Here is a 26,410-nt window from a genome sequence, read left to right as displayed (position 1 = left end):
GGACGACCGAAAGTGATGCGGGTGGACGCGAAAGACATGGGCACCGACCTCAAGCAGGTGCTCATCACCAAGGAAGAGATCGACGCGAAGCTGGTGGAGCTGGCCGCGAAGATCGACGCGGAGTACGCGGGCAAGGACCTGCTCATCGTCGGCGTCCTCAAGGGCGCGGTGATGGTCATGGCCGACCTCGCCCGGGCGCTGTCCACCCCCGTCACCATGGACTGGATGGCCGTGTCGTCGTACGGCGCGGGCACCCAGTCCTCCGGTGTGGTGCGGATCCTCAAGGACCTCGACACCGACATCAAGGGCAAGCACGTCCTCATCGTCGAGGACATCATCGACTCCGGCCTGACCCTGTCCTGGCTGCTGTCCAACCTCGGCTCCCGCGAGCCCGAGTCGCTCAAGGTGTGCACACTGCTGCGCAAGCCGGACGCCGCCAAGGTCGCCATCGACGTCGAATGGGTCGGCTTCGACATCCCGAACGAGTTCGTCGTGGGCTACGGCCTCGACTACGCCGAGAAGTACCGCAACCTCCCGTTCGTCGGTACGCTCGCGCCCCACGTCTACGGCGGCTGAGAAGGCCCTGGGGCCAACAGAGCCGTCTTTGTAGGACGATCGGGAACCCCAGCGGGTCTCGCGCCGTTGGAGCATGCAGAGACGGGAACGACAGCCGTCCGAGCGGCTCCGTGCGGCTTCGGGCCACAATGCTGGGGTACCGTCAGAAGAACTGTCTTATCAAACTCACTATGGCAGGAGGGACGGGGCGACACCGCTCCGTATGGATGGACGTGAAGCGATACTTCCGTGGGCCGGTCATGTGGATCGTGCTGGCCGTCCTTGCCGTGGTCGTGTTGATGCAGGTCGTCGGCTCGTCCGGCGGCTACAAGACGGTGGACACCGGCCAGGTCGTGGCAGCGATCAACGACAACAAGGTGGAGAGCGTCAAGCTCACCACCGGTGACGAGCAGACCGTCAAGGCTCAGCTCAAAGATGGTTTCAAGGTCGAGGGCAGCTCGAAGATCCAGGCGAGCTACATCGGCGACCAGGGCGTGAACCTCGCCAACACGCTGCAGACCAAGTACCAGGACAAGCAGATCCCGGACGGCTACACGGTTTCGCCGTCCAAGCAGAACCCCTTCCTGGGCATCCTGCTCTCCCTGCTCCCCTTCGTCCTGATCGTGGTCGTCTTCCTGTTCCTGATGAATCAGATGCAGGGCGGCGGCTCCCGGGTCATGAACTTCGGCAAGTCCAAGGCCAAGCTCATCACCAAGGACACCCCCAAGACGACGTTCTCGGACGTCGCGGGCTGTGACGAGGCCGTCGAGGAGCTCCACGAGATCAAGGAGTTCCTGCAGGAGCCGGCGAAGTTCCAGGCCGTCGGCGCCAAGATCCCCAAGGGCGTGCTGCTCTACGGCCGTCCCGGTACCGGCAAGACGCTGCTCGCGCGTGCCGTCGCCGGTGAGGCGGGGGTCCCCTTCTACTCGATCTCCGGTTCCGACTTCGTCGAGATGTTCGTCGGTGTCGGTGCCTCCCGGGTCCGTGACCTGTTCGAACAGGCCAAGGCGAACGCCCCGGCGATCGTCTTCGTCGACGAGATCGACGCGGTCGGCCGCCACCGCGGCGCCGGCCTCGGCGGCGGTCACGACGAGCGCGAGCAGACGCTGAACCAGCTGCTCGTCGAGATGGACGGCTTCGACGTCAAGGGCGGTGTGATTCTCATCGCCGCGACGAACCGCCCGGACATCCTCGACCCGGCGCTGCTGCGTCCCGGGCGCTTCGACCGCCAGATCGCGGTCGACCCGCCGGACCTGCAGGGCCGCCTGGAGATCCTCAAGGTCCACCAGAAGGGCAAGCCGGTTGCTCCGGACGTCGACCTCGCGGCCGTCGCCCGCCGTACGCCGGGCTTCACCGGTGCGGACCTGAGCAACGTCCTCAACGAGGCCGCGCTGCTCACCGCCCGCAGCGACAAGAAGCTGATCGACAACTCCATGCTGGACGAGGCGATCGACCGCGTGGTGGCGGGCCCGCAGAAGCGGACCCGGATCATGTCGGACAAGGAGAAGAAGATCACCGCGTACCACGAGGGCGGTCACGCCCTGGTCGCGGCGGCCTCCCCGAACTCCGACCCGGTCCACAAGATCACGATCCTGTCGAGAGGCCGTGCCCTCGGCTACACGATGGTCCTGCCGGACGAGGACAAGTACTCCACGACCCGCAACGAGATGCTGGACCAGCTGGCCTACATGCTGGGCGGCCGCGCGGCCGAGGAGCTCGTCTTCCACGACCCGACCACGGGCGCCGCGAACGACATCGAGAAGGCCACCGCCACGGCCCGCGCGATGGTCACGCAGTACGGCATGACCGAGCGGCTCGGCGCCATCAAGTTCGGCGGCGACAACACCGAGCCGTTCCTCGGACGTGAGATGGCTCACCAGCGCGACTACTCGGAAGAGGTCGCCGCGCTGGTGGACGAGGAAGTCAAGAAGCTCATCGAGAACGCGCACAACGAGGCCTGGGAGATCCTGGTCGAGAACCGCGACGTCCTCGACAACCTCGTCCTGCAGCTGCTGGAGAAGGAGACGCTGGGCAAGGAGGAGATCGCCGAGATCTTCTCCGCCATCGTCAAGCGCCCGGCCAGGCCCGCCTGGACCGGCTCCTCCCGCCGCACGCCGTCCACCCGCCCGCCGGTGCTCTCCCCGAAGGAGCTCGCACTGACGAACGGCGCCAACGGCGCGACCCCGGCGATCAGCACCGCCAAGTCGACGTCGACGGAGTCCGCCCCGGCGATCGAGACGGCCCCCGAGGACCGCCCGGAGAGCTGACCACCGCTCTTCCTGCGGCCACGTCGGCCCGGAATGAACGCCGCACCCCCCAGGTTCTAGCCTGGGGGGTGCGGCATTTCAGCCAGATTGCAGACGAGCCGCGTGGCCCACACGCGTGACCCGCACAGGAACGAGGCACCACATGACCGACCCCGTCACGCTGAACGGCGAGGGCTCGATCGGCGAGTTCGACGAGAAGCGCGCCGAGAACGCCGTACGCGAACTGCTGATCGCGGTCGGCGAGGACCCCGACCGGGAGGGCCTCAGGGAGACACCGGCGCGGGTGGCGCGGGCGTACCGGGAGATCTTCGCGGGGCTGTGGCAGAAGCCCGAGGACGTGCTGACGACGACGTTCGACCTGGGGCACGACGAGATGGTGCTCGTGAAGGACATCGAAGTCCTCAGCAGCTGTGAACACCATCTCGTGCCATTCGTCGGAGTTGCCCATGTCGGGTACATTCCGTCCGTTGACGGCAAGATCACGGGTCTCTCGAAGCTGGCCCGGCTCGTGGACGTCTACGCTCGTCGGCCTCAGGTGCAGGAACGACTCACCACGCAGATCGCCGACTCGCTCATGCAGATCCTGGAGCCGCGCGGGGTCATCGTCGTCGTGGAGTGCGAGCACATGTGTATGTCGATGCGAGGTGTCCGGAAGCCCGGGGCGAAGACCATAACGTCAGCCGTGCGTGGTCAGCTGCGCGATCCTGCTACCCGCAATGAGGCGATGAGCCTGATCATGGCGCGATAACCCGATTGCCTGGACGGCACACGCACGATGCGGACGACAGTCACTGAGGTGGCGGCTCTCAAGGCGCGCGAAGTGCGGCGTCCAACGGAAGCTGGAACGAAGTCGTTCACCCTTTACAGCCACCGCCTCCCACGTCAGGGTCAGGCCGCCGATGCCGCCCCGTTGTTGTGCTCGTCGTCGTCCTCCGGGAGCCGGCACACGCGCTCCAGGAAGATGGCCGCCACTATCACCGCGATGCCCGCCACGACCGAGAAGCCGGCGTAGATGGCCTGGTCGCGGCGGGCCGGGATGTCGAGGAGCTCCAGCAGGAAGACGCCCGTGCCGCCGTACATGCCGGCGACCAGGGCGGCGACCAAGGCGCTGGCCTGACCGAAGACGACCGCGCGGGCCGCCATCAGCGGGTCGACCCCCTTGGCCTCGGGGCGGCGCTCGCGCTGGGCCTTGAATCGGCCGCGCAGGGAGAGCGCCGTGGCCGTCAGGACCACCGCGATCAGGGCGAGGACGACGGGGGCGGCGAGGGGGACGCTGGGGAGGGTCCCGATCGAGTTCCAGAGGCGGGCGCCCGCCCAGGACAGGATTCCGGCCACGACGAAAACTCCGGCCAGCACCCTGATGCGCAGCTCTCTCACGGTGTCCCTTCAGCTCCCCCGGGTCCTGCGGACCGTCCCGCGGACAATGGTCGTCCTGACCTTAACGACTACTCGGGCAGGTGGAGTTCCAGGTCCTTGCGCGGGGTCACGCCCTCGCGTGTGACGGCGTCGAGGAGAGCGGCGACCGGGCCGTGGCCGGGCAGCTGCGCCTCCGGCTCCATGTCGTGCCAGGGGGCGAGGACGAAGGCACGCTCGTGGGCGCGCGGGTGGGGGAGCGTGAGGTGCGGGTCGTCGTCGATGACATCGGCGTACGCGACGATGTCGACGTCGAGGGTGCGCGCGCCCCAGCGCTCGTCCCGTACCCGGTGGAAGGCCTCCTCGACCGCGTGTGCCCGCTCAAGCAGCGAGGACGGCGGCAGGGTGGTCTTCAGGACGACGACCGCGTTGAAGTACGAGGGCTGGCTGCCGGGCTCGACGCCCCACGGCTCCGTCTCGTACACCGGGGAGACGGCCTTGATGCGGACGCCCGGGGTGTCCTCCAGGGCGTCGATGGCGCCCTGGAGGGTCTCCAGGCGGTTGCCCAGGTTCGCGCCGAGGGAGATCACCGCCCGTTTCGGGTTGTGGAGCGTCGTGTCGGCGGCGTCCACCTGCGCCACGACGGAGGCGGGTACCGGCTGTACGGTCGGGTCGCTCGAACCCGTGGCGAAGGACGCGGTCATACTCGGCTCCGGGTGATGGTGACGGTCACGTCGTCGAAGGGGACCGTGATCGGGGCGTCCGGTTTGTGGACGCAGACCTCGACCTCCTGGACCCCGTCGTGCTTCAGACAGGCCTGGGCGATGCGCTCGGCGAGCGTCTCGATGAGGTTGACGGGCTCGCCCTCGACGACGGCCACGACCTCCTCCGCCACGATGCCGTAGTGCACCGTCTTCGCCAGGTCGTCGTCGGCGGCGGCCGGGCGGGTGTCCAGGCCGAGGACGAGGTCCACGATGAAGGTCTGCCCCTCCTCGCGCTCCTTGGGGAACACCCCGTGGTGCCCACGGGCCTTGAGGCCGCGCAGCGCGACACGATCCACGCGAATCACTCCTGCAATCGTCGGTGACGGCCGGTCGATGCCGTGTGCGGGCGGCACACCGGCCTCGAACGAATCTACCTGCGGGCACTGACAGGACCGGGCCACTGGGGCGTGGCCCGTGCCGGGACCAGGAGGGTTCATCGCGTGTTTCCCCTGGGGAACCCGGCGGCTCATGGGCTGGTAGCCGCCCCTACCCAGGGGTCCGTGATTCCAACCACTTCTTGGTCCTCAAGGGGGCGCCTACCCACTCAGGAGGGTGTGCCCTCGTCCTCGTCCTCGTCGTTTTCGGTCAGCACCGGGGAGGCGTGGTGGGACCAGAGTTTCCAGCCTGCCGGGGTGCGGTGGAAGACGTTCGTGGCGACCACCAGCTGCCCGACGAGCGGGCCGAGTTCCTCGCTGCCCTTGGGGGCGGGGCCGCCGCTGAGGATGTTCTCGGTGCAGGTCACCAGGGCGGTGTCGCCGGTCACGGAGACATGCACATCGGTGAGGAAGAACTGGATGTAGTCGGTGTTCGCCATGATCAGCGCATACGACCTGAGGACCTCGCCGCGGCCGGTGAGCGCGGGCCAGCCGGGGTGCACGCACGAGATCACACCGGTGTCGGCCGGGTCGTGGTACTCCTCGTCGACCCCCAGGTCGGACGGCGCGAGCCAGAGCGCGGACAGATCCTCGAAGTCGCCGCGCTCCATGGCCTCGTAGAAGGCGGTGTTGGCGGCTTCCACCTGCTCGACGTCGGTGTGGGGGGCGCTCACCGGTCTCCCTCGGCAGCGCGCGCGCCCTCCACGGCGCGCGCGACCCGCACGGCGTCCGCCGTCGCGCGCACCTCGTGCACGCGCACCGCCCATGCGCCGGCGTGCGCGGCGAGTGCGGAGACGGCGGCCGTGGCGGCGTCGCGCTCGCGCGCGGGCGGGGGCGCGCCCTCCGGCCCGGCGAGGACCCGGCCGAGGAACCGCTTGCGGGAGGCGGCGACGAGCAGGGGATGGCCGAGGCCGAGCAGCCGGTCCAGGTGGGCGAGCAGGACCAGGTCGTGCTCGGCGTCCTTGGAGAAGCCGAGACCGGGGTCGACGACGATGCGGTCGGGAGCGATGCCGCCGGCCAGGACGGCCTCCACGCGTGCGTGCAGTTCGCCGGCGACTTCGGAGACGACGTCGCCGTACATGCCCTTGACGTTGCCGCCCTCCAGGAAGCCGCGCCAGTGCATGACGACGAAGGGGGCGCCGGCGGCTGCCACCACCGGGATCATCGCGGGGTCGGCGACGCCGCCGCTGACGTCGTTGACGAGGGCGGCGCCGGCGGCGAGGGCCCGTTCGGCGACGGAGGCGCGCATGGTGTCGACGGAGACGCTGACGCCTTCCGAGGCGAGACCGCGGACGACGGGGATGACCCGCCTGAGCTCCTCGGCCTCGTCGACGCGGGTGGCGCCCGGCCGGGTGGACTCGCCGCCGACGTCGACCAGGTCCGCGCCCTCGGCGACCAGGTCGAGGCCGTGCTTGACGGCGTTCGTCGTGTCGAAGAAGCGGCCGCCGTCGGAGAAGGAATCGGGCGTGACGTTCACCACTCCCATGACCGCGCAGCGGTCCCACTCCGGAAGGCCCGCGACGCGCCCGCGTCCGCTCTGCTTGCTCATACGTTCAGCGTAGGCCCCTGCCGCGGCCGCAAGACGCCACGGCCCGGACGGAAGCCCCCCGGTGGGAGGGGAGTTTCCGTCCGGGCCCGTTCTGCGCAGTGTCCGGCGTCCGGTGTCCCGGTCAGACGGTCATGCCGCGCGTACGTCGCGCTCGGCGACGGTGTGCGTGCACACGCGCGGGGCGGTCCTGCGGCGGCGCAGGAAGCGCGGCAGCGGCAGGGCGAAGTTGACGAAGCCCTCAGCCTGCATGGCGGCGAAGCCGATGCGCGGCAGGTCGGCCGATGCGCGGTAGACGACGAAGCGGGGCTCCCAGCGCGGCTGGAACTTCGCGTTGAACTTGTACAGGGACTCGATCTGGAACCAGCGGGACAGGAAGACCAGCAGTCCGCGCCAGGCGCGCAGCACCGGGCCCGCGCCGATCTTCTCGCCACGCGCGAGTGCCGAGCGGAACATCGCGAAGTTGAGCGACACGCGCGTGATGCCGAATTTCGGCGCCGCCTGGAGGGCCGCGACGATGAGCAGTTCGTTCATGCCGGGGTCGGCCGAACGGTCGCGGCGCATCAGGTCCAGGGAGGCGCCGTCGGTGCCCCACGGGACGAAGTGCAGGATCGCCTTCAGGTCGCCGTACTCACCGGGCCGGTCGTCCGCCTTGTGCGCGGTGGCGATCAGGCAGTCGCCGTCGGCGGCGTCGCCGACGCGGCCAAGCGCCATGGAGAACCCGCGCTCGGTGTCGGTGCCGCGCCAGTCCTCGGCGGCGTTGCGGATCCGCTCCAGCTCGGCATCACCGAGGTCACGTACACGTCGTACCCGGGTTTCGTAACCGGCGCGCTCGATGCGCTTGACCATCTGACGCACGTTGCGCATCGCTCGGCCGGCGAGGGAGAAATCCGCTACGTCCACCACCGCCTCGTCGCCCAGTTCCAGGGCGTCGAGGCCGGTCTCGCGGGTCCACACCTCGCCGCCCGTCTCCGAGCAGCCCATGACGGCAGGCGTCCAGGAGTGGGCCCTGGCCTCGTCCATGAACCGCTCGATGGCGCCCGGCCAGGCCTCGACGTCGCCGATGGGGTCACCACTGGCGAGCATCACGCCGGAGACGACCCGGTAGGTGACCGCCGCCTTGCCGCTGGGCGAGAAGACGACCGCCTTGTCGCGGCGCAGCGCGAAGTGGCCGAGGGAGTCGCGGCGGCCGTGCTTCTCCAGCAGGGCGCGCAGGCGGGTCTCGTCCTCCTCCGTCAGCCGGGCCGCGGGGTGTTCGGGCCGGAAGGCGAGGTAGATCGTCGTGACCGCCGTCAGCAGGCCGAGGGCGCCCAGTGAGAAGCCGACGGTCCAGGAGGTGTCGCCCTGGTAGTCGACCGGGCCCTCGAAGCCGAACAGGCCGTACAGGACGTGCGTGATGCGATCGGCCAGGCTCGGGTCGCCGACCATGCGGTTCCCGTGGGCACTGACGATGACCAGTCCGAGGGCGAGGGACCCTGCGCCCATGAGGACGAAGTTGGCGAGGGCCCGCCACCTGCTGCGCGGGTCGGGCAGCGCCGCGAACTGGTCGCGGTGGCGCAGCAGCGGTGCGAGCAGCGCCAGCGAGATGATCACGCCGAGGACGGAGTGGCGGTATGTGAACTGTGCCACAGCGCCTGCCGGCAGCAGCGCCACCGCGGCGCGCCACGCCCGGCGTTTGCCGCGCCTCAGACCGTGCGCGAGCAGCAGCAGCAGGATGCCGGCGCTGAGCGAGAGCGCGGCCGCGAACGGGCCGAACGACCCGGGCAGCACCTCGGCGATCGTGTGCATACGGCTGTGCCTGAAGCGCGGGAAGACGCCCGCGGCGATGTCCAGAACGCCCACGAGGGTGCAGGCTCTGGCGACGAGGACGGGGACGGCCTCGGGGCGCGGACCACGGAATACGCGCCGCGCGCTGCGTGATGGGGTGGGAACCCCACCCGACATTTCCTCATCTGTCCTGACAGACATCGCATCCCGTAGTTCTGCGAGAGACCTTGGATCCGGGCCCGATTCGGGCATCCGGCGACATTGCGCCCTCTAGGACGGTGTCTCGGGGAGCGAGGTTCCAATCTCTCCTCAAAAGCCGGTCCAAAGGCCGAGGAAAGTTCCGGACAAGCTCTCGCGAAGGTGCGCGGGATCCGGGTGGGAAACCGCAGGCAGGAAGCAGGTCATGGGTCTTACGAGCAACAAAGTGCTGCTGCTGGCAGTGATGTTCGCCGTACTGCTGTTCGTGGGCACGGTGTGGGTGTGGCCGCGACTGGCACGGCGCAACTGGCGTGCCGTGAGCGGACGCGTCGGGCTGCTGTTCGGCACCCAGCTCGCCCTCTTCCTGTCGGTCGGCCTCGCCGCGAACCAGGCCTTCGGTTTCTACGCCAGCTGGGCGGACCTCTTCGGCCAGGAGAAGGCCCAGGGGGTGGTCGTCAACCACACGGCGTCCGGCGCCGCCGGCGGCCCGCTGCAGGTGATCGACACGGCACACGTGCATGGAGTCGGCGGTCCCGAGCCGAAGACCGGCGGTCAGATCCAGAAGGTCGACATCGTCGGCCGTACGACGAACATCGCCACACCCGCGTATGTGTATCTGCCGCCGGAGTACTTCCAGCCGCAGTACCGCACCCGCACCTTCCCCGCGGCGGTCGTCCTCACCGGATATCCGGGCACCGCCCAGGCGCTCGTGGACAAGCTGCACTATCCGAGTACGGCACAGGGCCTTGCGAAGAACGGCCGTATGCAGCCGATGATCCTGGTGATGCTGCGGCCGACGGTGGCGCCGCCGAGGGACACGGAATGCGTGGACATCCCGGGCGGCCCGCAGACGGAGACGTTCTTCGCCAAGGACCTGCCCGATGCCGTACTCGCGCACTACAGAGTGGGCAAAAAGCCGGGCAGCTGGGGCATCATCGGCGATTCCACGGGTGGCTACTGTGCGCTGAAGCTCGCCATGCACCATCCCGATGTATATGCCGCAGCGGCGGGTCTGTCGCCGTACTACAAGGCGCCGACCGACCCCACCACGGGCGATCTCTTCCACGGCGACAAGGGGCTGCGCAACCGCGCCAGCCTGTGGTGGTGCCTCAAGCACCTGCCCGGTCCGGACACTTCACTGCTCGTCACCAGCAGCAAGATCGGGGAATCCAACTACAAGTCGACGCTGAAGTTCATAGAGGCCGTGCAGGCCACGAAGCGGACGCGGATCTCGTCGATCATCCTTGACAGCGGCGGCCACAACTTCAACACCTGGCGGCGGGAGATCCCCGCGACTCTGCAGTGGATCAGCGGACGGCTGAGCGAGCGGTGACCAGGGTTGCCACAGGTGATGATCTTGCTGAATTCGGCAAAGGCCTATTCCTGATGCCCTGTGAACGTTTCGGTATGGCTGTGTTTTTGCGGGGCGGGGCACCAACGCTCCCCTACGCGCGGTAAGTTTCTGGCCATGCCACGTGGACGTCACCGCCATTCCCCGCCCTTGCACAGACTGCTGCCACCGTCGGCGATCGCAGGCGTCTCTTTCGTCTGCGCCTTCGGTCCGTGGGTGTTCTCGCAACAGGCCGTGCTCCGTGTCATAGCCGCGGGCGCCGCGGCGACGGCGGTCGTCGGTGCGGCCGTCATGCGCCGTTGGGACACCCAGGCCGGCAAGCAGGTCGCCGACCTCACGCGCGCGCGGGCGAGCGACGAGTGGCGGCACGAGGAGCGGGTCGCCGAACTGGAGACCGACCTCGAGGAGTCGCGCGAGCTGCGCGCCAAGCTGGAGCAGCGGCTGCGGGCCAAGCGCGCCGAACTGGCGGGACTGCGCAACGAACACGCGGCGCTGCTGCGGCGGTACGCCACCGCCGAGACCGAGCGTGCGAGCGCCCTGGAGGGCCGCCGACTGCTCGAGATAGAGACCGGGGCCCCGGCCCGCGCGCTGCCGCCCGTGCCGGCGGCCGACACGGTGCCCGCGAAGACGGCTCCCGTGGCGGAGGAGACCGAGGCTGTGGCTGCCTCGGCGGGCGTCTCCGAGGGCATTGCCGACGAACCGGCGGCGCCGGCGATCTTCTCGCCGGAGGGTTCCAAGCTGTTCCTGCGGGCGAACGCGGCGTTGAAGAAGTTCGACGAGGACGGTGACGGTTCTCCGAAGGACGACGGCGGCGCGGACGGTGCGGCGGACTCGCAGGACGCCGCGAGCACCGAGGCCGCGGACGGAACCGACCCCGAGGACGACGATTCCCCGAAGGGCGGCGGCTCCCCCAAGGGTGACGAGCCGTCGAAGGACGTCTCCCCGAAGGGGGAGCCGGTGACGGTGAAGGCCGGTTCGGACTCCGCGGCGGCTCGGGCGGCCGCGACCGGGACCGTCGCCGCCGAGCCCGCCACCACCGGTGAGGCCGAGGCCGCGGCCCAGGAGGATGAGTCGCAGGGGCAGCCCCAGGCGGTCGACGGGCACGAGCGCGCGGCCGCCACCACTCCGGCCAGGCACCTCCCGGCCGCCCAGCCCGTGCAGCAGCCCGCCGGCCACTTCGTCGCACCGACCGCGGTGGCCGTCGTACCGGCCGCCCCCGTGCGGCGTCCGGCGGTCGAGGGCGGATTCGACTTCTTCGGTACGAAGAGCGAGGGGGCGCGGGACGCCCTGGAGGCCGTGCAGAACGAGGACCTCGCCGATGTCGTCGGCCAGGAGGCGCTCGCCGTCCACAAGGCCGAGGCGGAGGCGGAGTTCAAGCCGGCCGACAAGGAGGCCCCCGCTGTCGGCCAGGTCATCGACCTGACGGCCCACGACGAGACCGAGCAGATCGACGTGCAGGGGCTGCGGAGCGCGGTTTCCTGAAACCTTCGGCCCCTGACGGCCCCGGGCGGTCACTGACGGCCCGGGGCTTTCGCTTGCCCGGGATCCGGCTTTCGCGCGCCGCCGGGTCATTGCGCTACGGCGCCATCCACCGGTCCGGCGGTGCGTCCCGTCGCCCGGTTCTTGACCGCTCGGCCTGTCCCTGCGGCAGGTCTGCCGCCTCTTGGGCGTTCCTCTCCCGGGCTGTCACGGTCTTGTGGTTCGGTGGGCCGCCGCAGTCGTTTTCAGGGTGCCTGGCCGGCGGCGTCGTGGCCCTATGGCGTCATCCACCGGTCCGGCGGTGCGTCCCGTCGCCCGGTTCTTGACCGCTCGGCCTGTCCCTGCAGCAACTCCGCCGCCTCCTGGGCGTCCCTCAGCCGGGCCGTCACGGTCTTGTCGGCTCCCGTGTCCACATGGAGGTCGGCGAGCCGCCACAGCCGCTTCCAGGGGCCCTGGACCAGCCGCACGCTCTGCACCTTCGCGTGCGGCACGAGGGCCAGGTTCCGGCGCAGCAGGCCGTGCCGGGCGGCGAATACCGTGTCGGTGACGGCGATTGCCCTGCCCCGCCACCACACCGGCAGACACCAGCCCGCACGCCGAGGCGGCCGTGACAGCGCCTCGGACGACGGCACCGTCACCCCGGGCAGCACGCGCGCGACGACCGTCTCGGCCACCGCCCGCGGAGCGACCGGCACCAGCACGGAGTTGGACGAACCGGCCACATCCAGTTCCACCCGCACCCAGCCGAGCCGCCGCCACAGCAGCGGCTCCACGATCCGCACGGTCTGCACCCGGCCGGGCGGCACCGTCTCGTGCGTACGGTCGAGGAGCCCGTGGTCGATGCGCAGCCCGTCCGGTGACTCGCCCACCGTCCAGTCGTACTCGCCGACGAACCGCCCCGCGCTGCTCGCACCCGCCGCGCCCAGCAGCGGCAGGCCGGTCGCGAGGACCGTCCACACGCTGTGGGTGGCCAGCCAGAGCACCGGCGGGACGACGAGCGCGGCCGCCAGGGAGCACCAGGTGGCGCCCGTCAGCAGAACGGAGATCGCGAGATCGCGCGGCGGCGTGCGCAACAGCTCGCGCACGGGCGCCTCGCCGACTTCGCGCGCCGTCTCGGGCGCGAAACCCGCGGCGCGCGCGAGCAGTTCCGCGCGCAGCGCACGCGCCTCACGCTCCCCCAGGAAGGAGAGCTCGTCCTTCTTGTCGGTCCCGACAACGTCGAGTTTGAGCTTGGCGACGCCCGCCACGCGCGCGAGGAGCGGCTGGGTGACGTCGACGGCCTGGATGCGTTCCAGCCGGATGTGCGCGGTGCGCCGGAACAGCAGACCGGTCCGTATCCGCAGCTCCGTCTCGGTCACCGCGAAGTGCGTGAACCACCAGGTCAAAAAGCCGTACAGGGAGGCGGCCGGGACCAGGACGGCGAGCGCGATCAGGAGGGTCGTGGTCGTCAGCCGGGTCAGTTGCTGCTGCGCCTGGTCGGGGTCGTGCAGGGCCCACCCGATGACCACGGCGACCGGCGCCCATGCCCGCCTCAGGGGGGTCACGGGATGCAGACGCCGCTCGACGACGGGTTCCTTCGCGGCTACGGCGTCCTCGACGCCCGGCGCGGTCACAGACCCGCCGATCGGGCCTCGCCGAGCTCGGTGAGCCGGTCGCGCAGCCGCTCCGCCTCGGCCGGGTCCAGGCCCGGGATGGTCGCGTCGGTCGCCGCGGCCGCGGTGTGCAGCTGCACGCTGGCCAGCCCGAAGTGCCGCTCGACGGGCCCCGAGGTCACCTCGACCAGTTGCATCCGCCCGTACGGCACGACGGTCTCCTCGCGCCACAGCACGCCCCGGCTGATCAGCAGGTCGTCGGCCCGCTCGGCGTACCGCCAGGAGCGCCAGTTGCGGCCGAGCAGCACCCAGCCCCAGGCCGCCGGCGCCAGCGGCAGCAGCGCGAAGGCGGCCCAGCCGGGCCCGGCGAGCAGCCCGAGCAGCAGGCCCACGGCGAGGGCCAGCAGCCCCAGCCACACCACCAGCAGCAGCCGGCGCATCCGCAGCAGCCCGGGCGGCAGCCCGATCCACACCGGCTCCGTCGACCCGTCCCCCGTCGTTCCCGTCTTCTGCGGGCTCCCCGTCTCCATGCGGCCAGCGTACGTAGGAGAGACTGAGTCCATGACTCCTACGACGGAGACCATGGTCGGTATCGGCGGCGCCGCGGAGAGCACCGACATGGTGCTCAACATCGGGCCGCAGCACCCGTCCACGCACGGCGTGCTCCGGCTGCGCCTGCTGCTGGACGGTGAGCGCATCACGCGCGCGGAGCCGGTCATCGGGTACATGCACCGCGGCGCGGAGAAGCTCTTCGAGGCGCGCGACTACCGCCAGATCATCATGCTCGCCAACCGCCACGACTGGCTGTCGGCCTTCTCTAACGAGCTCGGTGTGGTCCTCGCGGTGGAGCGCATGCTGGGCATGGAGGTCCCCACGCGCGCGGTGTGGACGCGCACGCTGCTCGCGGAGCTCAACCGGGTGCTCAACCACCTGATGTTCCTGGGCTCGTACCCGCTGGAGCTCGGCGGCATCACGCCGGTCTTCTACGCCTTCCGGGAGCGCGAGGTCCTCCAGAACGTCATGGAGGAGGTCTCCGGCGGCCGTATGCACTACATGTTCAACCGCGTCGGCGGCCTCAAGGAGGACCTGCCGGCCGGCTGGGCCACACGCGCGCGTGCCGCCGTCGCCGCCGTGCGCTCGCGCATGGACGTCTACGACGACCTGGTGCTCGGCAACGAGATCTTCCGGGGGCGCACGCGGGGCGTGGGCGCGCTGGCGCCCGAGACGGTGCACGCCTACGGCGTGAGCGGGCCGATCGCGCGCGCCTCGGGCGTCGACTTCGACCTGCGCCGCGACGAGCCCTATCTCGCGTACGGCGAACTGCAGGACACCCTGAAGGTCGTCACCCGGCAGGAGGGCGACTGCCTCGCCCGCTTCGAGGTGCTCCTGGAGCAGACCCACGTCGCCCTCGACCTCGCCGACGCCTGCCTCGACCGGCTCGCGGAGCTGGAGCCGGGGCCGATCAACCAGCGGCTCCCCAAGGTCCTGAAGGCGCCCGAGGGGCACACCTACGCGTGGACCGAGAACCCGCTCGGCATCAACGGCTACTACCTCGTCAGCAAGGGCGAGAAGACCCCGTACCGGCTGAAGCTGCGCTCGGCCTCGTACAACAACATCCAGGCGCTCGTGGAACTCCTGCCGGGGACGCTGGTCGCGGACATGGTGGCGATCCTGGGGTCGCTGTTCTTCGTGGTCGGGGACATCGACAAGTAGCGCGGCGGGCCAGGGGCGGGCGCGGTCAGCCGAGGAGTGCGTCCGCAATTCCCACCGGCTGCAGCAGCCAGCCGAAGTCGCCGAGGCCGCCCGGTGCGGTGAGCTCGGCGGCTTCGCCGGCGCTCGCGAGGGCTCGTACGTATGCGGCGGGCCGGGTGGACGCCAGTGCGAGCGGGGGGCGTGCGCCGGTGATGCCTAGGGCGCGCAAGGCCTCGCGCTGCGGCAGAAGGCGCGCGCCGGAGAGCGTCCGCGCCGACCCGTGCGCCGCGCACGCGTCTAGGGCGACATGCGCCGTGATGTCGCACGACCCGTCCGGCACGGGCGCCGTCTCGCGCCCGGCGCGGAAGCCGGTGAGCGTGCCGAACGGGGGGCGCGCGCCCAGGGTGTGCGCATAGTCGACGGCGACCGCGAGCCCCCGGTCGAGCGAGGAGACCGCGGCCGCCCAGGCCTCGTCCCGGGGGAGCCCGATCTCGGCCCGCAGCCCCTCCTCGGCCGGCAGCGGCCACCACCGGGCGAGCCACTCCGCTTCCGCACTGCCGACCGGCGCCCCGAGCCGCTCGGCCCCGTCCTGGCGTACGAGCACGTGCCGCGCAACGCCCGCCGCGTCCACCTCGGCGACGTCCAGCGGCACGTTGTCCAGCCACTCGTTGGCGAACAGCAGCCCGGTGACCTGCTGGGGCGCTTCGCTGAGCCATTCGATCCGGTCGTCGAGGCCCGCCGGGCGCTCGGCGATCTCGACGGCGTACGCACGCGTGCGTGCCGCCACCTCGGCGGGCAGCGCGGTCAGCACACCGCCGGCCAGCTCACCCCGGCCCGCCGCCATGTCGACGAAGGCCAGCGCGGCGGGCCGCCCCAGGGCCTCGTCGACCCGGCACAGCAGCCGTGCCACCGCCTCGGCGAACAACGGGGACGCATGCACAGACGTACGGAAGTGCCCGGCCGGCCCCTCCGGCCTGCGATAGAAGCCGCCCGGCCCGTACAGCGCACCCTCCGCCGCCACCCGCCAGCCCTGCCACGGGCTCGATGTCTCTTCCGTCACCGGGCCAGGCTAAGCGCGCAGGACAGGGGGGCCTCCACCTTGGGGAGTATGTGCGCCGGGTGTGGATCGGTCCTCCGGTTGACCCCTGCACGCATCTCGCTTCCCTACGCTGGGTTACGTGCAGCGCCTCTATGACTTCCTCCGCAGACACCCGACAGGGGTCGACACCCTCTGGGCCGTCTTCCTGTTCGGGATCTCGCTGCTGAGCGGAACCGCCAGTTCGGCGGTCCGGGGCACCGACTCACCGGCGTTGATCGTTCCGATCGCGTTTCTGCTGTGCCTGGTGATCGCGCTGCGCCGGCGCATGCCGGAGAAGATGCTGCTGCTGACGATCGGCCTCGGTGTGGCGCAGTTGGCGCTGAACGTCCAGACGATGGCCGCCGACTTCGCGATGCTGGTGATCGTCTACACGGTGGCCACGACGGGCAACCGATGGGCCTCCAGGCTCGCGCTGGCCGTGGGGCTGTGCGCGGCCCCGATGGCGCAGACGCGCTGGCCGCTGGACGGAAGCGCGCTGGGCAATGTCGCCAAGGCGGTCTTCCTGACCGTGCCGTTCGCGCTCGCCTGGGTGCTCGGCGACTCCATCCGCACCCGCCGCGCCTACTTTGCGCAGTTGGAGGAGCGTGCCGCCCGGCTGGAGAAGGAGCGGGAGGCGCAGTCGAAGGTCGCGGTCGCGGCGGAACGCGCCCGGATCGCCCGGGAGTTGCACGATGTCGTCGCGCACAACGTGTCGGTGATGGTGGTGCAGGCCGACGGCGCCGCCTATGTCCTGGACGCCGCCCCCGACCAGGCCAAGAAGGCCCTGGAGACGATCTCCTCCACCGGCCGCCAGGCCCTCGCCGAGATGCGCCGCCTGCTCGGCGTACTGCGCACCGGCGAGCACCAGGAGGTCGGCGAGTACGTTCCGCAGCCCGACGTCGACCAGATCGACGAGCTGATCGAGCAGTGCCGCACCTCCGGTCTGCCCGTCGACTTCAAGGTCGAGGGCACCCCGCGCCCGCTGCCCAGCGGCGTCGAACTGACCGCGTACCGCATCGTGCAGGAGGCGCTGACCAACACGCGCAAGCACGGCGGTCCGAACGCGGGCGCCAGCGTGCGCCTGGTCTACTTCGACGACGGCCTCGGCCTGCTCGTCGAGGACGACGGCAAGGGCGCCCCGCACGAGCTGTACGAGGAGGGCGGCGCCGACGGGCAGGGCCACGGCCTGATCGGCATGCGCGAACGGGTGGGTATGGTCGGCGGCACCCTGGACGCGGGGCCGCGGCCCGGCGGCGGATTCCGGATCAGTGCGCTGCTCCCGCTGAAACCCGCACACTGACGCCTGCGTACGTCCCTCGTTGACACCTGTAACGACCCTGCGGACAGCAACTGCCGCAAACGGAAACCACCGCAATACGGAAACGACCGCAATACGGAAACGACCGCAATACGGAAACCGCCGTAACGGAAGAGAACGGAAGAGGTCCCGATGACGATCCGCGTGATGCTCGTCGACGACCAGGTGCTGCTGCGCACCGGGTTCCGGATGGTGCTCGCCGCCCAGCCGGACATGGAGGTCGTCGCGGAGGCGGGGGACGGCGTCGAGGCCCTCCAGGTGCTGCGCGCGACCGCCGTCGACGTGGTGCTGATGGACGTGCGCATGCCGAAGCTGGACGGCGTGGAGGCCACCCGGCGCATCTGCTCGGAGCCGGACCCGCCCAAGGTGCTGATCCTGACCACCTTCGACCTCGACGAGTACGCCTTCTCCGGGCTGAAGGCGGGCGCCTCCGGGTTCATGCTCAAGGACGTGCCGCCCGGTGAACTGCTCGCCGCCATCCGCGCCGTGCACAGCGGCGACGCGGTGGTGGCCCCGTCGACCACACGCCGACTGCTCGACCGGTTCGCGCCGATGCTGCCGAGCGTCGGGCAGGAGCCCCAGCACAAGGAGCTGGAGCGGCTCACCGAACGCGAGCGCGAGGTCATGATCCTGGTCGCGCAGGGCCTGTCCAACGGCGAGATCGCGGCCCGGCTGGTGCTGTCCGAGGCGACCGTGAAGACCCATGTGGGCCGCATCCTGACCAAGTTGGGGCTCCGGGACCGGGTGCAGGTGGTGGTCCTGGCGTACGAGACGGGTCTGGTGCGCGCGGGCGGGCACGGCTGACGGCCCGCGGAGTCCCCTAGCGGAGTATCCCTTCCAGGAAGTCGCTGCCGAGTCGGGCCACGGCCGCTATGTCCAGCTGGTGCCGGACGTACCGGCCACGTCGGCGCGTGGTGATCAGGCCCGCCTTCTTCAGGACGCTGAGGTGCCGGGATATCTCCGGGGCCGTCATGCCCTGCGTCCGCGCCAGCTCGCTCGTGGTGTGGGCGCTGCGGGCCAGATAGCGGCACAGGCGCATCCGGACGGGGTGGGACAGGGCTGTCATGCGCAGCGCCAGCTGCTCGACGGAGGGCGGAGCGGCGAGTTCGGGGGAGCCGATCGGGTAGTGCAGCACCGGCTGCCAGCCGTGCCGGTACAGGACGGACAGGTGGGGCCAGCCGAGGCTGGTCGGGACGAGGAGGAGACCGCCGTCCCGCGTCGCCGTACGGCCCACGCTCAGCTTGTCGACCGTGATCCTTTCGGCGGCCTCGTCGAGCGTGACCACGGGGGACACGGCGGCCAGCGCCTCCGCGAGGCCCTTGTGGCGCAGGAGGTCGGTCTTGTGACGGGCGTCCGCCGTCAGTTGGTGGCGCAGCCGGGACCATGCCTCCGCGAAGAACGCCTCCTCGCAGTCCTGGAGGAACTGGCGCAGCCAGCGCCGGATCCTGGGCGGGTCGGTCAGCAGCAGCTCGCTGAACCGCACCTGCCCCGGGCCCCGCGCGGCGGCCAGCTCAAGCGCGCGGCGGCGCAGCCCGGCGTCGACGAGGGGGCTCGGCCCGTCGCCGTAGGGCATCGCGCAGCCGAACTCCAGGGCCGCGTCCACGAACTGTTCGTCCGTCAGCTTGTCCAGCAGGTCCAGCTCCTCGGCGAGCGTGGCCCCGGGGAGTGCCGCGCCGCCCGGGATGCCCGCACAGGGCATGAACAGGTCCGAGAACGTCGACCCCCACAGGAAGTCCGCCTCGCACATCCGGTCGGCGAGATGGGAGTCGAGCCGGGCCGTCACCCCCGTCACCCAGCCCTGCAGACCGGGATGGTGCCCCGGCTCGGACAGCGCGTGCAGCGCCATGCCGAGCTCGGCCAGGGGTGAGGGGACGACGGCGACCCTCTCCGGCCGCAGCCCCGCGATGTCGATGTGCACGCTCATGACCTCATGGTGCACCCCGCCACTGACAACGCCGGTGTCGATTGACGGCGGCTGTCAATCGACACCGGCGTTGTCAGTGGCGGCGCAGCTGGGAGCACCGGGGCGGCCGCGGAGCCCACGAATCCCCTCCCCCTCGAACCGGACCCGCGCGGTCCTTGCCGGGCGTCCGGCCCACGGGCGGATACGGCAGGCCCTGGGCCGGTGGCCGCACCTGCGGCCGCGCTCTACCTGCTGACCGCCCTCGCCGCGCCGACGGCTTCCGCCTTGCCGGCCTCCTCTTCGAGCCGGGACACGAACTCGGCGACCGCCGACTTCACGTCCTCGGCCGTCCACTCCAGGCCCGCGGCCCGGACGGACACCTCGGTGAACGCCAGGCCCGGGCCCTTCGGGTCCCAGGCGTCCGCGAACAGGAGGGTGCCCGTCTCCTCCCCGTGCCGGATGGCGGCCTCCGCGAGGACGTCGGGGTCGTACGGCAGCCAGACCTGGAACTCGTTGGTGTGCGGCACCTCGGGGTGGACGCGCGACCAGGGCACCCCGGCCGCCGCGAACCCCTCGCGCAGCGCATCGGCCACCACGCGCGCGTGGGCGACGTACTCGGGCAGCCGGGGCAGCTCACGCTCCAGCCCGGCGAGGGCCGACAGCACCGTCGGGAACTGCTGGAAGATCTGGCCGCCGTACCGGTGCCGCCAGGTCTTCGCCTCCTCGATCAGGCTCTTCGAGCCCGCGAGCGCGGCACCGCCGAAGCCGTCGAGGGACTTGTAGAAGGACACGTAGACGCTGTCCGCGAGGTCCGCGATCTCGTCCAGGGGGCGGCCGAAGTGGACGGTGGACTCCCACAGGCGTGCGCCGTCGAAGTGCACGACGGCGTCCCTTTCGCGGGCGGCCGCCACGACCTCGGTGAGTTCCTCCCAGGACGGCAGCACGAAACCGGCGTCCCTGAGGGGCAGTTCGAGCATCAGCGCCCCGAAGGGCTCCTCGAAGTCGCGCACCTCGTCGGCGGTCGGCAGCTGGGGCCCGCCCGTCACCCGTACCGGGCGCAACCCGCTGACCTGGCTGAACGCGTTCCGCTCGTGTACCTCGGGGTGGGCCAGTGCGTGCAGGGCGACGGTGGGGCTGCCGGTGCGGCCTGCCCAGCAGCGCAGCGCCACCTGCTGGGCCATGGTGCCCGTCGGGAAGAACGTGGCGGCCTCCTTGCCGAGCAGCCCCGCGACCTTCTCCTCCAGGGCCTCGACGACGCCGTTGCCGTAGATGTCCGCCGGCTCGTCCAGGTCGTACACGTCCTGCACGCCGTCCAGCAGCGCCAGGCGCTCCCGGAGCGTGCCCAGGAAACCGGGGCGCGCGAGGACGCGCTTAGCGCTCCGGTGCGCGCCGATGCGCCGCTTACGGCGTCGCTTGCGCCGCTCTTCGTCTGATATCTGATCTTTGTTCGATGTCGGGTCGGAGTGCCGCTCGACCTGCTGCGCCGCATCGCTCATACCCAGGATCATGCCTGGCGCGGGTACGGACGAGCACCCAGATTTCCACAGGCTTGCCCGGTGGCGGTGCCGTGGCGTAACCCACAGCCTGTGGACAACCGGACGCCCTTCGAACCGATCGCGTTAACATGACGAGAAATCGTCCGGTACCCGGAGCGGACTGGAACGGGAAGGCCGCCGTCGCGTGAGTACAAGCCAACAGCCAGACCCCAGGGACCGTCCCGCGCGGCTCACCGTAGGCGTCGTCGGCGCCGGTCGTGTGGGTCCCGCGCTGGCCGCGTCCCTGCAGCTCGCCGGGCACCGTCCGGTAGCCGTCTCCGGAGTCTCCGACGCCTCCAGGAGGCGTGCGGCGGAGATGCTCCCCGATGTGCCGCTGGTGCCGCCCGCCGAGGTTCTGGAGCGCGCCGACCTGGTCCTGCTGACCGTCCCGGACGACACCTTGCCCGGCCTGGTGGAGGGGCTCGCCGAGACCGGTGCCGTACGGCCGGGGCAGCTGCTCGTGCACACCTCCGGGCGGTACGGCGCCAAGGTCCTGGACCCCGCCCTGCGCGCGGGCGCGCTGCCGCTGGCCCTGCATCCGGCGATGACCTTCACGGGCACTCCCGTGGACATCCAGCGCCTCGCCGGGTGCTCCTTCGGGGTCACGGCGCCCGAGGAGCTGCGGCTGGCCGCCGAGGCGCTCGTGATCGAGATGGGCGGCGAGCCGGAGTGGATCGCCGAGGAGATGCGCCCGCTCTACCACGCGGCGCTCGCCCTCGGCGCGAACCACCTGGTCACGCTGGTCGCCCAGTCCATGGAGCTGCTGCGCGAGGCGGGCGTCGCGGCCCCCGACCGGATGCTCGGCCCGCTGCTCGGCGCCGCCCTCGACAACGCCCTTCGCTCCGGCGACGCGGCCCTGACCGGCCCCGTCGCGCGCGGGGACGCCGGCACGGTCGCCGCGCACGTCGCGGAGCTGCGCAAGCACGCCCCGCAGACCGTCGCCGGCTACCTGGCGATGGCCCGCGCGACCGCCGACCGCGCGCTCGCCCACGGGCTGCTGAAGCCGGAGCTCGCCGAGGACCTCCTCGGGGTACTCGCCACCGGGACCAACGGCGCCGAGGGGGACGCCCGATGACCACCACCCTGCTGCGCACCGCCGACGAACTGCACGCACGCACGCGTGCCGGTCGCCGCGCCGTGGTGATGACCATGGGCGCCCTGCACGAGGGCCACGCCACGCTGATCCGCACCGCGCGCGAGCTCGCCGGGCGGGACGGCGAGGTCGTCGTCACCGTCTTCGTGAACCCCCTGCAGTTCGGCGCGGGCGAGGACCTCGACCGCTATCCGCGCACCCTGGACGCCGACCTCGAGCTCGCCGAACTGTCCGGCGCGGACGTGGTGTTCGCGCCCTCGGTGGACGAGGTGTACCCGGGGGGCGAGCCCCAGGTCCGCATCACCGCGGGCCCCATGGGGACGCGCCTGGAGGGCGCCTCGCGCCCCGGCCACTTCGACGGCATGCTCACCGTCGTCGCCAAGCTGCTGCACCTCACCCGCCCCGACCTCGCCCTGTACGGCCAGAAGGACGCCCAGCAGCTCGCCCTGATCCGCCGCATGGTGCGGGACCTGAACTTCGGCGTCGAGATCGTCGGCGTGCCCACCGTGCGCGAGGAGGACGGCCTCGCCCTCTCCAGCCGCAACCGCTACCTCTCGCCCGAGCAGCGGCGCACGGCGCTCAGCCTCTCCCGGGCGCTGTTCGCGGGCAGCGACCGGCACGCGGCCCAGGAGGCGCTGCGCGCACGGGCCCGCGAGGTGCCCGCCACGCACGCGCGTGCCGAGGCGCTCAGCGCCATAGGGGAGTCCCGCGCGGCCGCCGACGCGCACGCCGTCGCAAAGGCCCTCCCGGGCGCCCCGACGGCGGTCCGCGCGGCCGCCCGGCTGATCCTCGACGACGCAGCGCGGCTGTCGCCGCCGCTCGAACTGGACTACCTGGCCCTCGTCGACCCCTCGGACTTCACCGAGATCGACGACGGCTTCACCGGCGAGGCCGTCCTCGCCGTCGCCGCCCGGGTCGGGACGACCAGGCTGATCGACAACATCCCACTCGTATTCGGAACCCCCGGAGCCGCCTCGTGACCAGCACAGGCATACGACTGCACGCCCCCGCCCCCGGGTGGTCCATCGCCGCGGACGTCGTGGTCGTCGGCTCCGGCGTCGCTGGCCTCACCGCCGCCCTGCGCTGCGATGCCGCCGGCCTGAAGACGGTCGTGGTCACCAAGGCCCGCCTCGACGACGGCTCCACCCGCTGGGCGCAGGGCGGCATCGCCGCCGCCCTCGGCGAGGGCGACACCCCCGAACAGCACCTGGACGACACCCTGGTGGCGGGCGTCGGCCTGTGCGACGAGAACGCCGTACGCATCCTCGTCACGGAGGGGCCGGACGCCGTGCGCCGCCTCATCGAGACCGGTGCGCACTTCGACGAGTCCGAAGAGGGCGACCTGCAGCTCACCCGCGAGGGCGGCCACCACCGCCGCCGCATCGCGCACGCGGGTGGCGACGCGACCGGCGCGGAGGTCTCCCGGGCGCTCGTGGAGGCCGTACACGCGCGTGGGCTGCGCACCATCGAGAACGCGCTGGTGCTGGACCTGCTCACCGACGTGGAGGGCCGCACGGCCGGCGTGAGCCTGCACGTCATGGGCGAGGGCCAGCACGACGGCGTGGGCGCCGTGCACGCCCCCGCGGTCGTCCTCGCGACCGGCGGCATGGGCCAGGTGTTCTCCGCGACCACCAACCCCTCGGTGTCCACCGGCGACGGCGTGGCGCTCGCCCTGCGCGCCGGGGCGGAGGTCTCCGACCTGGAGTTCGTGCAGTTCCACCCCACGGTGCTGTTCCTGGGCGCCGACGCGGAGGGCCAGCAGCCGCTGGTCTCCGAGGCCGTGCGGGGCGAGGGCGCGCATCTGGTCGACGCCGACGGCGTGCGCTTCATGCTGGGGCAGCACGAACTGGCCGAGCTGGCGCCCCGGGACGTCGTCGCCAAGGGCATCCTGCGCCGCATGCTGGAGCGGGACGCCGAGCACATGTTCCTGGACGCCCGGCACTTCGGCGCCGACATGTGGGAGCACCGCTTCCCGACGATCCTCGCCGCCTGCCGCGCCCACGGCATCGACCCGGTCACCGACCCCATCCCGATCGCCCCGGCGGCCCACTACGCCTCCGGGGGCGTCCGCACGGACTCCCAGGGCCGCACGACCGTCCCCGGCCTGTATGCGTGCGGAGAGGTCGCCTGCACCGGCGTGCACGGCGCCAACCGTCTTGCCTCCAACTCCCTCCTCGAAGGCCTCGTCTACGCCGAGCGCATCGCGGAGGACATCGCCGCCGCGCACGCGGAGAACGGCCTCCACGCGCGCGTGCCCGAACCGGTCGAGCACCCCGAAGTGCCCGCGCACCCCCTCCTCGCCCCCGAGGACCGTTTCGCGATCCAGCGGATCATGACGGACGGCGCGGGTGTCCTGCGCTCCGCGGACTCCCTCGCCAAGGCCGCCGAACAGCTCCAGCAGCTGCACGCGGAGGCCCGCGACGCCCTCGACGAGAACGGCAAGACGTCCGAGCCCGGCGTCGACACGTGGGAGGCCACCAACCTCCTGTGCGTGGCCCGTGTCCTGGTCGCCGCCGCCCTGCTGCGCGAGGAGACCCGCGGCTGCCACTGGCGCGAGGACCGCGCCGAGCGCGACGACACCGCGTGGCGGCGCCACATCGTCGTACGGCTGAATCCCGACCGGACGCTGGCCGTACACACCACGGACACCCCAGACTTCCCCCCGACCCGGCAGCAGCATCGTCCCCAGGAGCAGTGACAGAAGTGAGCACCCCCGACCTTCCCCTCGCCTCGTCCTCAGGCTGCGGCGACGGCTGTGCCTGCGGCGCGGACGCCGACGCGGAGTACCTGGAGTGCGGGCTCGACCCCGCGCTCGCGCAGCTGCTGGCCGACGCCGGACTCGACCCCGTGGAGGTCGAGGACATCGCCAATGTCGCCATCCAGGAGGACCTCGACCACGGGGTGGACGTGACGACCGTCGCCACCATTCCCGAGGAGGCCGTCGCCACCGCCGACTTCACCGCCCGCGAGGCGGGCGTCGTGGCCGGCCTCAGGGTCGCCGAGGCAGTGCTCTCGGTGGTCTGCACGGACGAGTTCGAGGTCGAGCGCCACGTCGAGGACGGCGACCGGGTGGCGGCCGGGCAGAAGCTCCTGTCGGTCACCACGCGCACGCGTGACCTGCTCACCGCCGAGCGCAGCGCGCTCAACATCCTGTGCCGCCTGTCGGGCATCGCGACCGCCACACGCGCGTGGGCGGACGTTCTCGAGGGCACGAAGGCACGCGTGCGTGACACCCGGAAGACGACCCCGGGCCTGCGCTCCCTGGAGAAGTACGCGGTCCGCTGCGGCGGCGGCGTCAACCACCGCATGTCGCTTTCGGACGCGGCACTGGTCAAGGACAACCACGTCGTCGCCGCGGGCGGGGTCGCACAGGCCTTCAAGGCCGTACGGGAGGCCTTCCCGGACGTCCCGATCGAGGTCGAGGTCGACACGCTGCACCAGCTGCGCGAGGTCGTGGACGCCGGCGCCGACCTGATCCTCCTGGACAACTTCACGCCCGGCGAGTGCGAGGAGGCGGTGGCGCTCGTGCACGGCCGCGCAGCCCTGGAGGCCTCGGGCCGGCTCACCCTGGAGAACGCGAAGGCGTACGCCGACACCGGCGTCGACTACCTCGCCGTAGGAGCCCTGACCCACTCCTCGCCGATCCTCGACATCGGCCTCGACCTGCGAGCGGCGGAGTAGGTACCGGCGATGCTGCTGACGATCGACGTAGGGAACACGCACACCGTCCTGGGCCTCTTCGACGGGGACGACATCGTCGAGCACTGGCGCATCTCCACCGATGCGCGCCGCACGGCGGACGAACTGGCGGTGCTGCTGCAGGGCCTGATGGGCATGCACCCGCTGCTCGGCGACGAGCTGGGCGACGGCATCGACGGGATCGCGATCTGCGCGACCGTGCCGTCCGTGCTGCACGAGCTGCGAGAGGTGACGCGCCGGTACTACGGCGACGTGCCCGCGGTGCTGGTGGAGCCGGGCGTGAAGACGGGCGTGCCGATCCTGACCGACAACCCCAAGGAGGTCGGCGCCGACCGCATCATCAACGCGGTGGCGGCGGTCGAGCTGTACGGAGGGCCCGCGATCGTCGTGGACTTCGGTACGGCGACGACGTTCGACGCCGTCTCCGCGCGCGGGGAGTACATCGGCGGCGTCATCGCGCCCGGTATCGAGATCTCCGTCGAGGCGCTCGGCGTCCGCGGCGCACAGCTGCGGAAGATCGAGGTGGCCCGGCCGCGGAGCGTGATCGGCAAGAACACGGTCGAGGCGATGCAGTCCGGGATCATCTACGGGTTCGCCGGCCAGGTCGACGGGGTCGTCAGCCGCATGGCCCGGGAGCTGGCGGAGGACCCGGACGACGTGACGGTGATCGCGACCGGCGGACTGGCACCGATGGTGCTGGGCGAGTCCTCGGTGATCGACGAGCACGAGCCGTGGCTGACCCTGGTCGGGCTGCGGCTGGTGTACGAGCGGAACGTCGCGCGCATGTGAGGCCCGTCCCGCGGAGCAACCGGGTGGCTCGGCCGCGCCACACCCATCCCCAGTAGC

24 protein-coding genes are annotated in these 26,410 nt (G+C 71.3%); 13 read left to right on the top strand and 11 right to left on the bottom strand.

What is annotated here, in order from left to right; translation table 11 throughout:
• Positions 1-15 precede the first annotated feature (15 nt).
• From hpt to folE, 3 genes are all read left to right on the top strand, one after another.
• Entirely contained in the window at positions 16-576 is a 561-nt protein-coding gene (gene hpt, locus ACWCRD_RS04190; protein WP_030942590.1) for a hypoxanthine phosphoribosyltransferase, read from the top strand.
• 206 nt (positions 577-782) lie between these two features.
• Positions 783-2,822: an ATP-dependent zinc metalloprotease FtsH gene (ftsH, locus tag ACWCRD_RS04185; RefSeq protein WP_450964423.1), complete on the top strand. Its 2,040-nt coding sequence runs from the start codon at positions 783-785 to the stop codon at positions 2,820-2,822.
• Between the two features lie 142 nt (positions 2,823-2,964).
• On the top strand, positions 2,965-3,570 hold the full coding sequence (gene folE / locus ACWCRD_RS04180) for a GTP cyclohydrolase I FolE (protein ID WP_450964422.1): 606 nt from the start codon (positions 2,965-2,967) through the stop codon (positions 3,568-3,570).
• A 140-nt stretch (positions 3,571-3,710) separates the two neighbouring features.
• Here the strand turns inward: folE and ACWCRD_RS04175 are convergent, their stop codons facing one another.
• The 6 genes from ACWCRD_RS04175 to ACWCRD_RS04150 all read right to left on the bottom strand — a co-directional run bounded on the left by ACWCRD_RS04175 (position 3,711) and on the right by ACWCRD_RS04150 (position 8,803).
• Positions 3,711-4,199: a DUF3180 domain-containing protein gene (locus ACWCRD_RS04175; RefSeq protein WP_450964421.1), complete on the bottom strand. Its 489-nt coding sequence runs from the start codon at positions 4,197-4,199 to the stop codon at positions 3,711-3,713.
• A gap of 68 nt (positions 4,200-4,267) precedes the next feature.
• Positions 4,268-4,879 (bottom strand): 2-amino-4-hydroxy-6-hydroxymethyldihydropteridine diphosphokinase, encoded by a 612-nt coding sequence (gene folK, locus ACWCRD_RS04170; protein WP_450964420.1) that lies wholly within the window; start codon positions 4,877-4,879, stop codon positions 4,268-4,270.
• Positions 4,876-5,235 (bottom strand): dihydroneopterin aldolase, encoded by a 360-nt coding sequence (gene folB / locus ACWCRD_RS04165; protein WP_115906700.1) that lies wholly within the window; start codon positions 5,233-5,235, stop codon positions 4,876-4,878. The genes folK and folB overlap by 4 nt, the downstream gene beginning before the upstream one ends.
• Positions 5,236-5,483: 248 nt before the next feature.
• Positions 5,484-5,987: a nuclear transport factor 2 family protein gene (locus tag ACWCRD_RS04160; RefSeq protein ID WP_450964419.1), complete on the bottom strand. Its 504-nt coding sequence runs from the start codon at positions 5,985-5,987 to the stop codon at positions 5,484-5,486.
• On the bottom strand, positions 5,984-6,862 hold the full coding sequence (gene folP / locus ACWCRD_RS04155; protein WP_450964418.1) for a dihydropteroate synthase: 879 nt from the start codon (positions 6,860-6,862) through the stop codon (positions 5,984-5,986). The genes ACWCRD_RS04160 and folP overlap by 4 nt, the downstream gene beginning before the upstream one ends.
• A gap of 129 nt (positions 6,863-6,991) precedes the next feature.
• Entirely contained in the window at positions 6,992-8,803 is a 1,812-nt protein-coding gene (locus tag ACWCRD_RS04150) for a phosphatidylglycerol lysyltransferase domain-containing protein (protein WP_450964417.1), read from the bottom strand.
• Between the two features lie 226 nt (positions 8,804-9,029).
• On the opposite strand from ACWCRD_RS04150, the gene ACWCRD_RS04145 reads away from it, so the two are divergent.
• Positions 9,030-10,157 (top strand): alpha/beta hydrolase, encoded by a 1,128-nt coding sequence (locus tag ACWCRD_RS04145; RefSeq protein WP_450964416.1) that lies wholly within the window; start codon positions 9,030-9,032, stop codon positions 10,155-10,157.
• Positions 10,158-10,292: 135 nt separating this feature from the next.
• Positions 10,293-11,657 (top strand): hypothetical protein, encoded by a 1,365-nt coding sequence (locus ACWCRD_RS04140; RefSeq protein ID WP_450964415.1) that lies wholly within the window; start codon positions 10,293-10,295, stop codon positions 11,655-11,657.
• 272 nt (positions 11,658-11,929) lie between these two features.
• On the opposite strand, the gene ACWCRD_RS04135 is transcribed toward ACWCRD_RS04140, so the two are convergent.
• A complete protein-coding gene (locus ACWCRD_RS04135; RefSeq protein WP_450964414.1) occupies positions 11,930-13,267 on the bottom strand; it encodes a PH domain-containing protein in 1,338 nt (445 codons plus the stop codon).
• Positions 13,264-13,776, bottom strand: a complete 513-nt coding sequence (locus ACWCRD_RS04130; protein ID WP_450964413.1) for a PH domain-containing protein — start codon at positions 13,774-13,776, stop codon at positions 13,264-13,266. The genes ACWCRD_RS04135 and ACWCRD_RS04130 overlap by 4 nt, the downstream gene beginning before the upstream one ends.
• A 31-nt stretch (positions 13,777-13,807) precedes the next feature.
• Here ACWCRD_RS04130 and ACWCRD_RS04125 point away from each other — a divergent pair, with 31 nt between their 5' ends.
• Positions 13,808-14,959 carry an NADH-quinone oxidoreductase subunit D gene (locus ACWCRD_RS04125; RefSeq protein ID WP_450964412.1) on the top strand — a complete coding sequence of 384 codons (1,152 nt, stop codon included), beginning with the start codon at positions 13,808-13,810 and terminating at the stop codon, positions 14,957-14,959.
• Positions 14,960-14,984: 25 nt separating this feature from the next.
• Here ACWCRD_RS04125 and ACWCRD_RS04120 read toward each other — a convergent pair whose 3' ends face one another.
• A complete protein-coding gene (locus tag ACWCRD_RS04120; RefSeq protein WP_450964411.1) occupies positions 14,985-15,998 on the bottom strand; it encodes an SAM-dependent methyltransferase in 1,014 nt (337 codons plus the stop codon).
• Between the two features lie 118 nt (positions 15,999-16,116).
• Between ACWCRD_RS04120 and ACWCRD_RS04115 the strand changes: the two genes are divergently transcribed.
• Both ACWCRD_RS04115 and ACWCRD_RS04110 read left to right on the top strand, forming a co-directional pair.
• Positions 16,117-17,316: a sensor histidine kinase gene (locus ACWCRD_RS04115; protein WP_450964410.1), complete on the top strand. Its 1,200-nt coding sequence runs from the start codon at positions 16,117-16,119 to the stop codon at positions 17,314-17,316.
• A 150-nt stretch (positions 17,317-17,466) separates the two neighbouring features.
• Positions 17,467-18,138, top strand: coding sequence for a response regulator (locus ACWCRD_RS04110; protein ID WP_115906689.1), 672 nt, complete (start codon positions 17,467-17,469; stop codon positions 18,136-18,138).
• A 16-nt stretch (positions 18,139-18,154) separates the two neighbouring features.
• On the opposite strand, the gene ACWCRD_RS04105 is transcribed toward ACWCRD_RS04110, so the two are convergent.
• Both ACWCRD_RS04105 and ACWCRD_RS04100 read right to left on the bottom strand, forming a co-directional pair.
• Entirely contained in the window at positions 18,155-19,258 is a 1,104-nt protein-coding gene (locus ACWCRD_RS04105) for a DUF5937 family protein (RefSeq protein WP_450964409.1), read from the bottom strand.
• A 224-nt stretch (positions 19,259-19,482) separates the two neighbouring features.
• Positions 19,483-20,733 carry a threonine aldolase family protein gene (locus tag ACWCRD_RS04100; protein ID WP_450964408.1) on the bottom strand — a complete coding sequence of 417 codons (1,251 nt, stop codon included), beginning with the start codon at positions 20,731-20,733 and terminating at the stop codon, positions 19,483-19,485.
• Positions 20,734-20,917: 184 nt separating this feature from the next.
• Here ACWCRD_RS04100 and ACWCRD_RS04095 point away from each other — a divergent pair, with 184 nt between their 5' ends.
• The 5 genes from ACWCRD_RS04095 to ACWCRD_RS04075 are packed head-to-tail and all read left to right on the top strand — an operon-like array spanning position 20,918 to position 26,353.
• Positions 20,918-21,847, top strand: a complete 930-nt coding sequence (locus ACWCRD_RS04095) for a Rossmann-like and DUF2520 domain-containing protein (protein ID WP_450964407.1) — start codon at positions 20,918-20,920, stop codon at positions 21,845-21,847.
• Complete coding sequence (gene panC / locus ACWCRD_RS04090; RefSeq protein WP_450964406.1) at positions 21,844-22,845, top strand: pantoate--beta-alanine ligase; 1,002 nt, start codon at positions 21,844-21,846, stop codon at positions 22,843-22,845. Before ACWCRD_RS04095 ends, panC begins: the two co-directional genes overlap by 4 nt.
• Positions 22,842-24,563 (top strand): L-aspartate oxidase, encoded by a 1,722-nt coding sequence (locus ACWCRD_RS04085; protein ID WP_450964405.1) that lies wholly within the window; start codon positions 22,842-22,844, stop codon positions 24,561-24,563. The genes panC and ACWCRD_RS04085 overlap by 4 nt, the downstream gene beginning before the upstream one ends.
• Positions 24,564-24,568: 5 nt before the next feature.
• Positions 24,569-25,546 carry a carboxylating nicotinate-nucleotide diphosphorylase gene (nadC, locus tag ACWCRD_RS04080; RefSeq protein WP_398955129.1) on the top strand — a complete coding sequence of 326 codons (978 nt, stop codon included), beginning with the start codon at positions 24,569-24,571 and terminating at the stop codon, positions 25,544-25,546.
• Positions 25,547-25,555: 9 nt separating this feature from the next.
• Positions 25,556-26,353: a type III pantothenate kinase gene (locus ACWCRD_RS04075; protein WP_030942637.1), complete on the top strand. Its 798-nt coding sequence runs from the start codon at positions 25,556-25,558 to the stop codon at positions 26,351-26,353.
• The last annotated feature ends 57 nt before the right edge of the window (positions 26,354-26,410 follow it).

Source organism: Streptomyces sp. NPDC002092, assembly GCF_053593775.1.
Note: the sequence above shows the minus strand (reverse complement) of the source record. Positions and strands in the feature narration are given on the sequence as shown.

Excerpts from the sequence above, each read along its gene's own strand:
- hpt (WP_030942590.1), top strand. The coding sequence starts at position 16 with ATGCGGGTGGACGCGAAAGACATGGGCACCGACCTCAAGCAGGTGCTC.
- ACWCRD_RS04150 (WP_450964417.1), bottom strand. The coding sequence starts at position 8,803 with ATGTCGGGTGGGGTTCCCACCCCATCACGCAGCGCGCGGCGCGTATTC.
- folE (WP_450964422.1), top strand. The coding sequence starts at position 2,965 with ATGACCGACCCCGTCACGCTGAACGGCGAGGGCTCGATCGGCGAGTTC.
- ACWCRD_RS04100 (WP_450964408.1), bottom strand. The coding sequence starts at position 20,733 with ATGAGCGATGCGGCGCAGCAGGTCGAGCGGCACTCCGACCCGACATCG.
- folP (WP_450964418.1), bottom strand. The coding sequence starts at position 6,862 with ATGAGCAAGCAGAGCGGACGCGGGCGCGTCGCGGGCCTTCCGGAGTGG.
- folK (WP_450964420.1), bottom strand. The coding sequence starts at position 4,879 with ATGACCGCGTCCTTCGCCACGGGTTCGAGCGACCCGACCGTACAGCCG.
- ftsH (WP_450964423.1), top strand. The coding sequence starts at position 783 with ATGGACGTGAAGCGATACTTCCGTGGGCCGGTCATGTGGATCGTGCTG.
- ACWCRD_RS04140 (WP_450964415.1), top strand. The coding sequence starts at position 10,293 with ATGCCACGTGGACGTCACCGCCATTCCCCGCCCTTGCACAGACTGCTG.
- ACWCRD_RS04145 (WP_450964416.1), top strand. The coding sequence starts at position 9,030 with ATGGGTCTTACGAGCAACAAAGTGCTGCTGCTGGCAGTGATGTTCGCC.
- ACWCRD_RS04125 (WP_450964412.1), top strand. The coding sequence starts at position 13,808 with ATGACTCCTACGACGGAGACCATGGTCGGTATCGGCGGCGCCGCGGAG.
- ACWCRD_RS04130 (WP_450964413.1), bottom strand. The coding sequence starts at position 13,776 with ATGGAGACGGGGAGCCCGCAGAAGACGGGAACGACGGGGGACGGGTCG.
- ACWCRD_RS04105 (WP_450964409.1), bottom strand. The coding sequence starts at position 19,258 with ATGAGCGTGCACATCGACATCGCGGGGCTGCGGCCGGAGAGGGTCGCC.
- ACWCRD_RS04110 (WP_115906689.1), top strand. The coding sequence starts at position 17,467 with ATGACGATCCGCGTGATGCTCGTCGACGACCAGGTGCTGCTGCGCACC.
- ACWCRD_RS04075 (WP_030942637.1), top strand. The coding sequence starts at position 25,556 with ATGCTGCTGACGATCGACGTAGGGAACACGCACACCGTCCTGGGCCTC.
- panC (WP_450964406.1), top strand. The coding sequence starts at position 21,844 with ATGACCACCACCCTGCTGCGCACCGCCGACGAACTGCACGCACGCACG.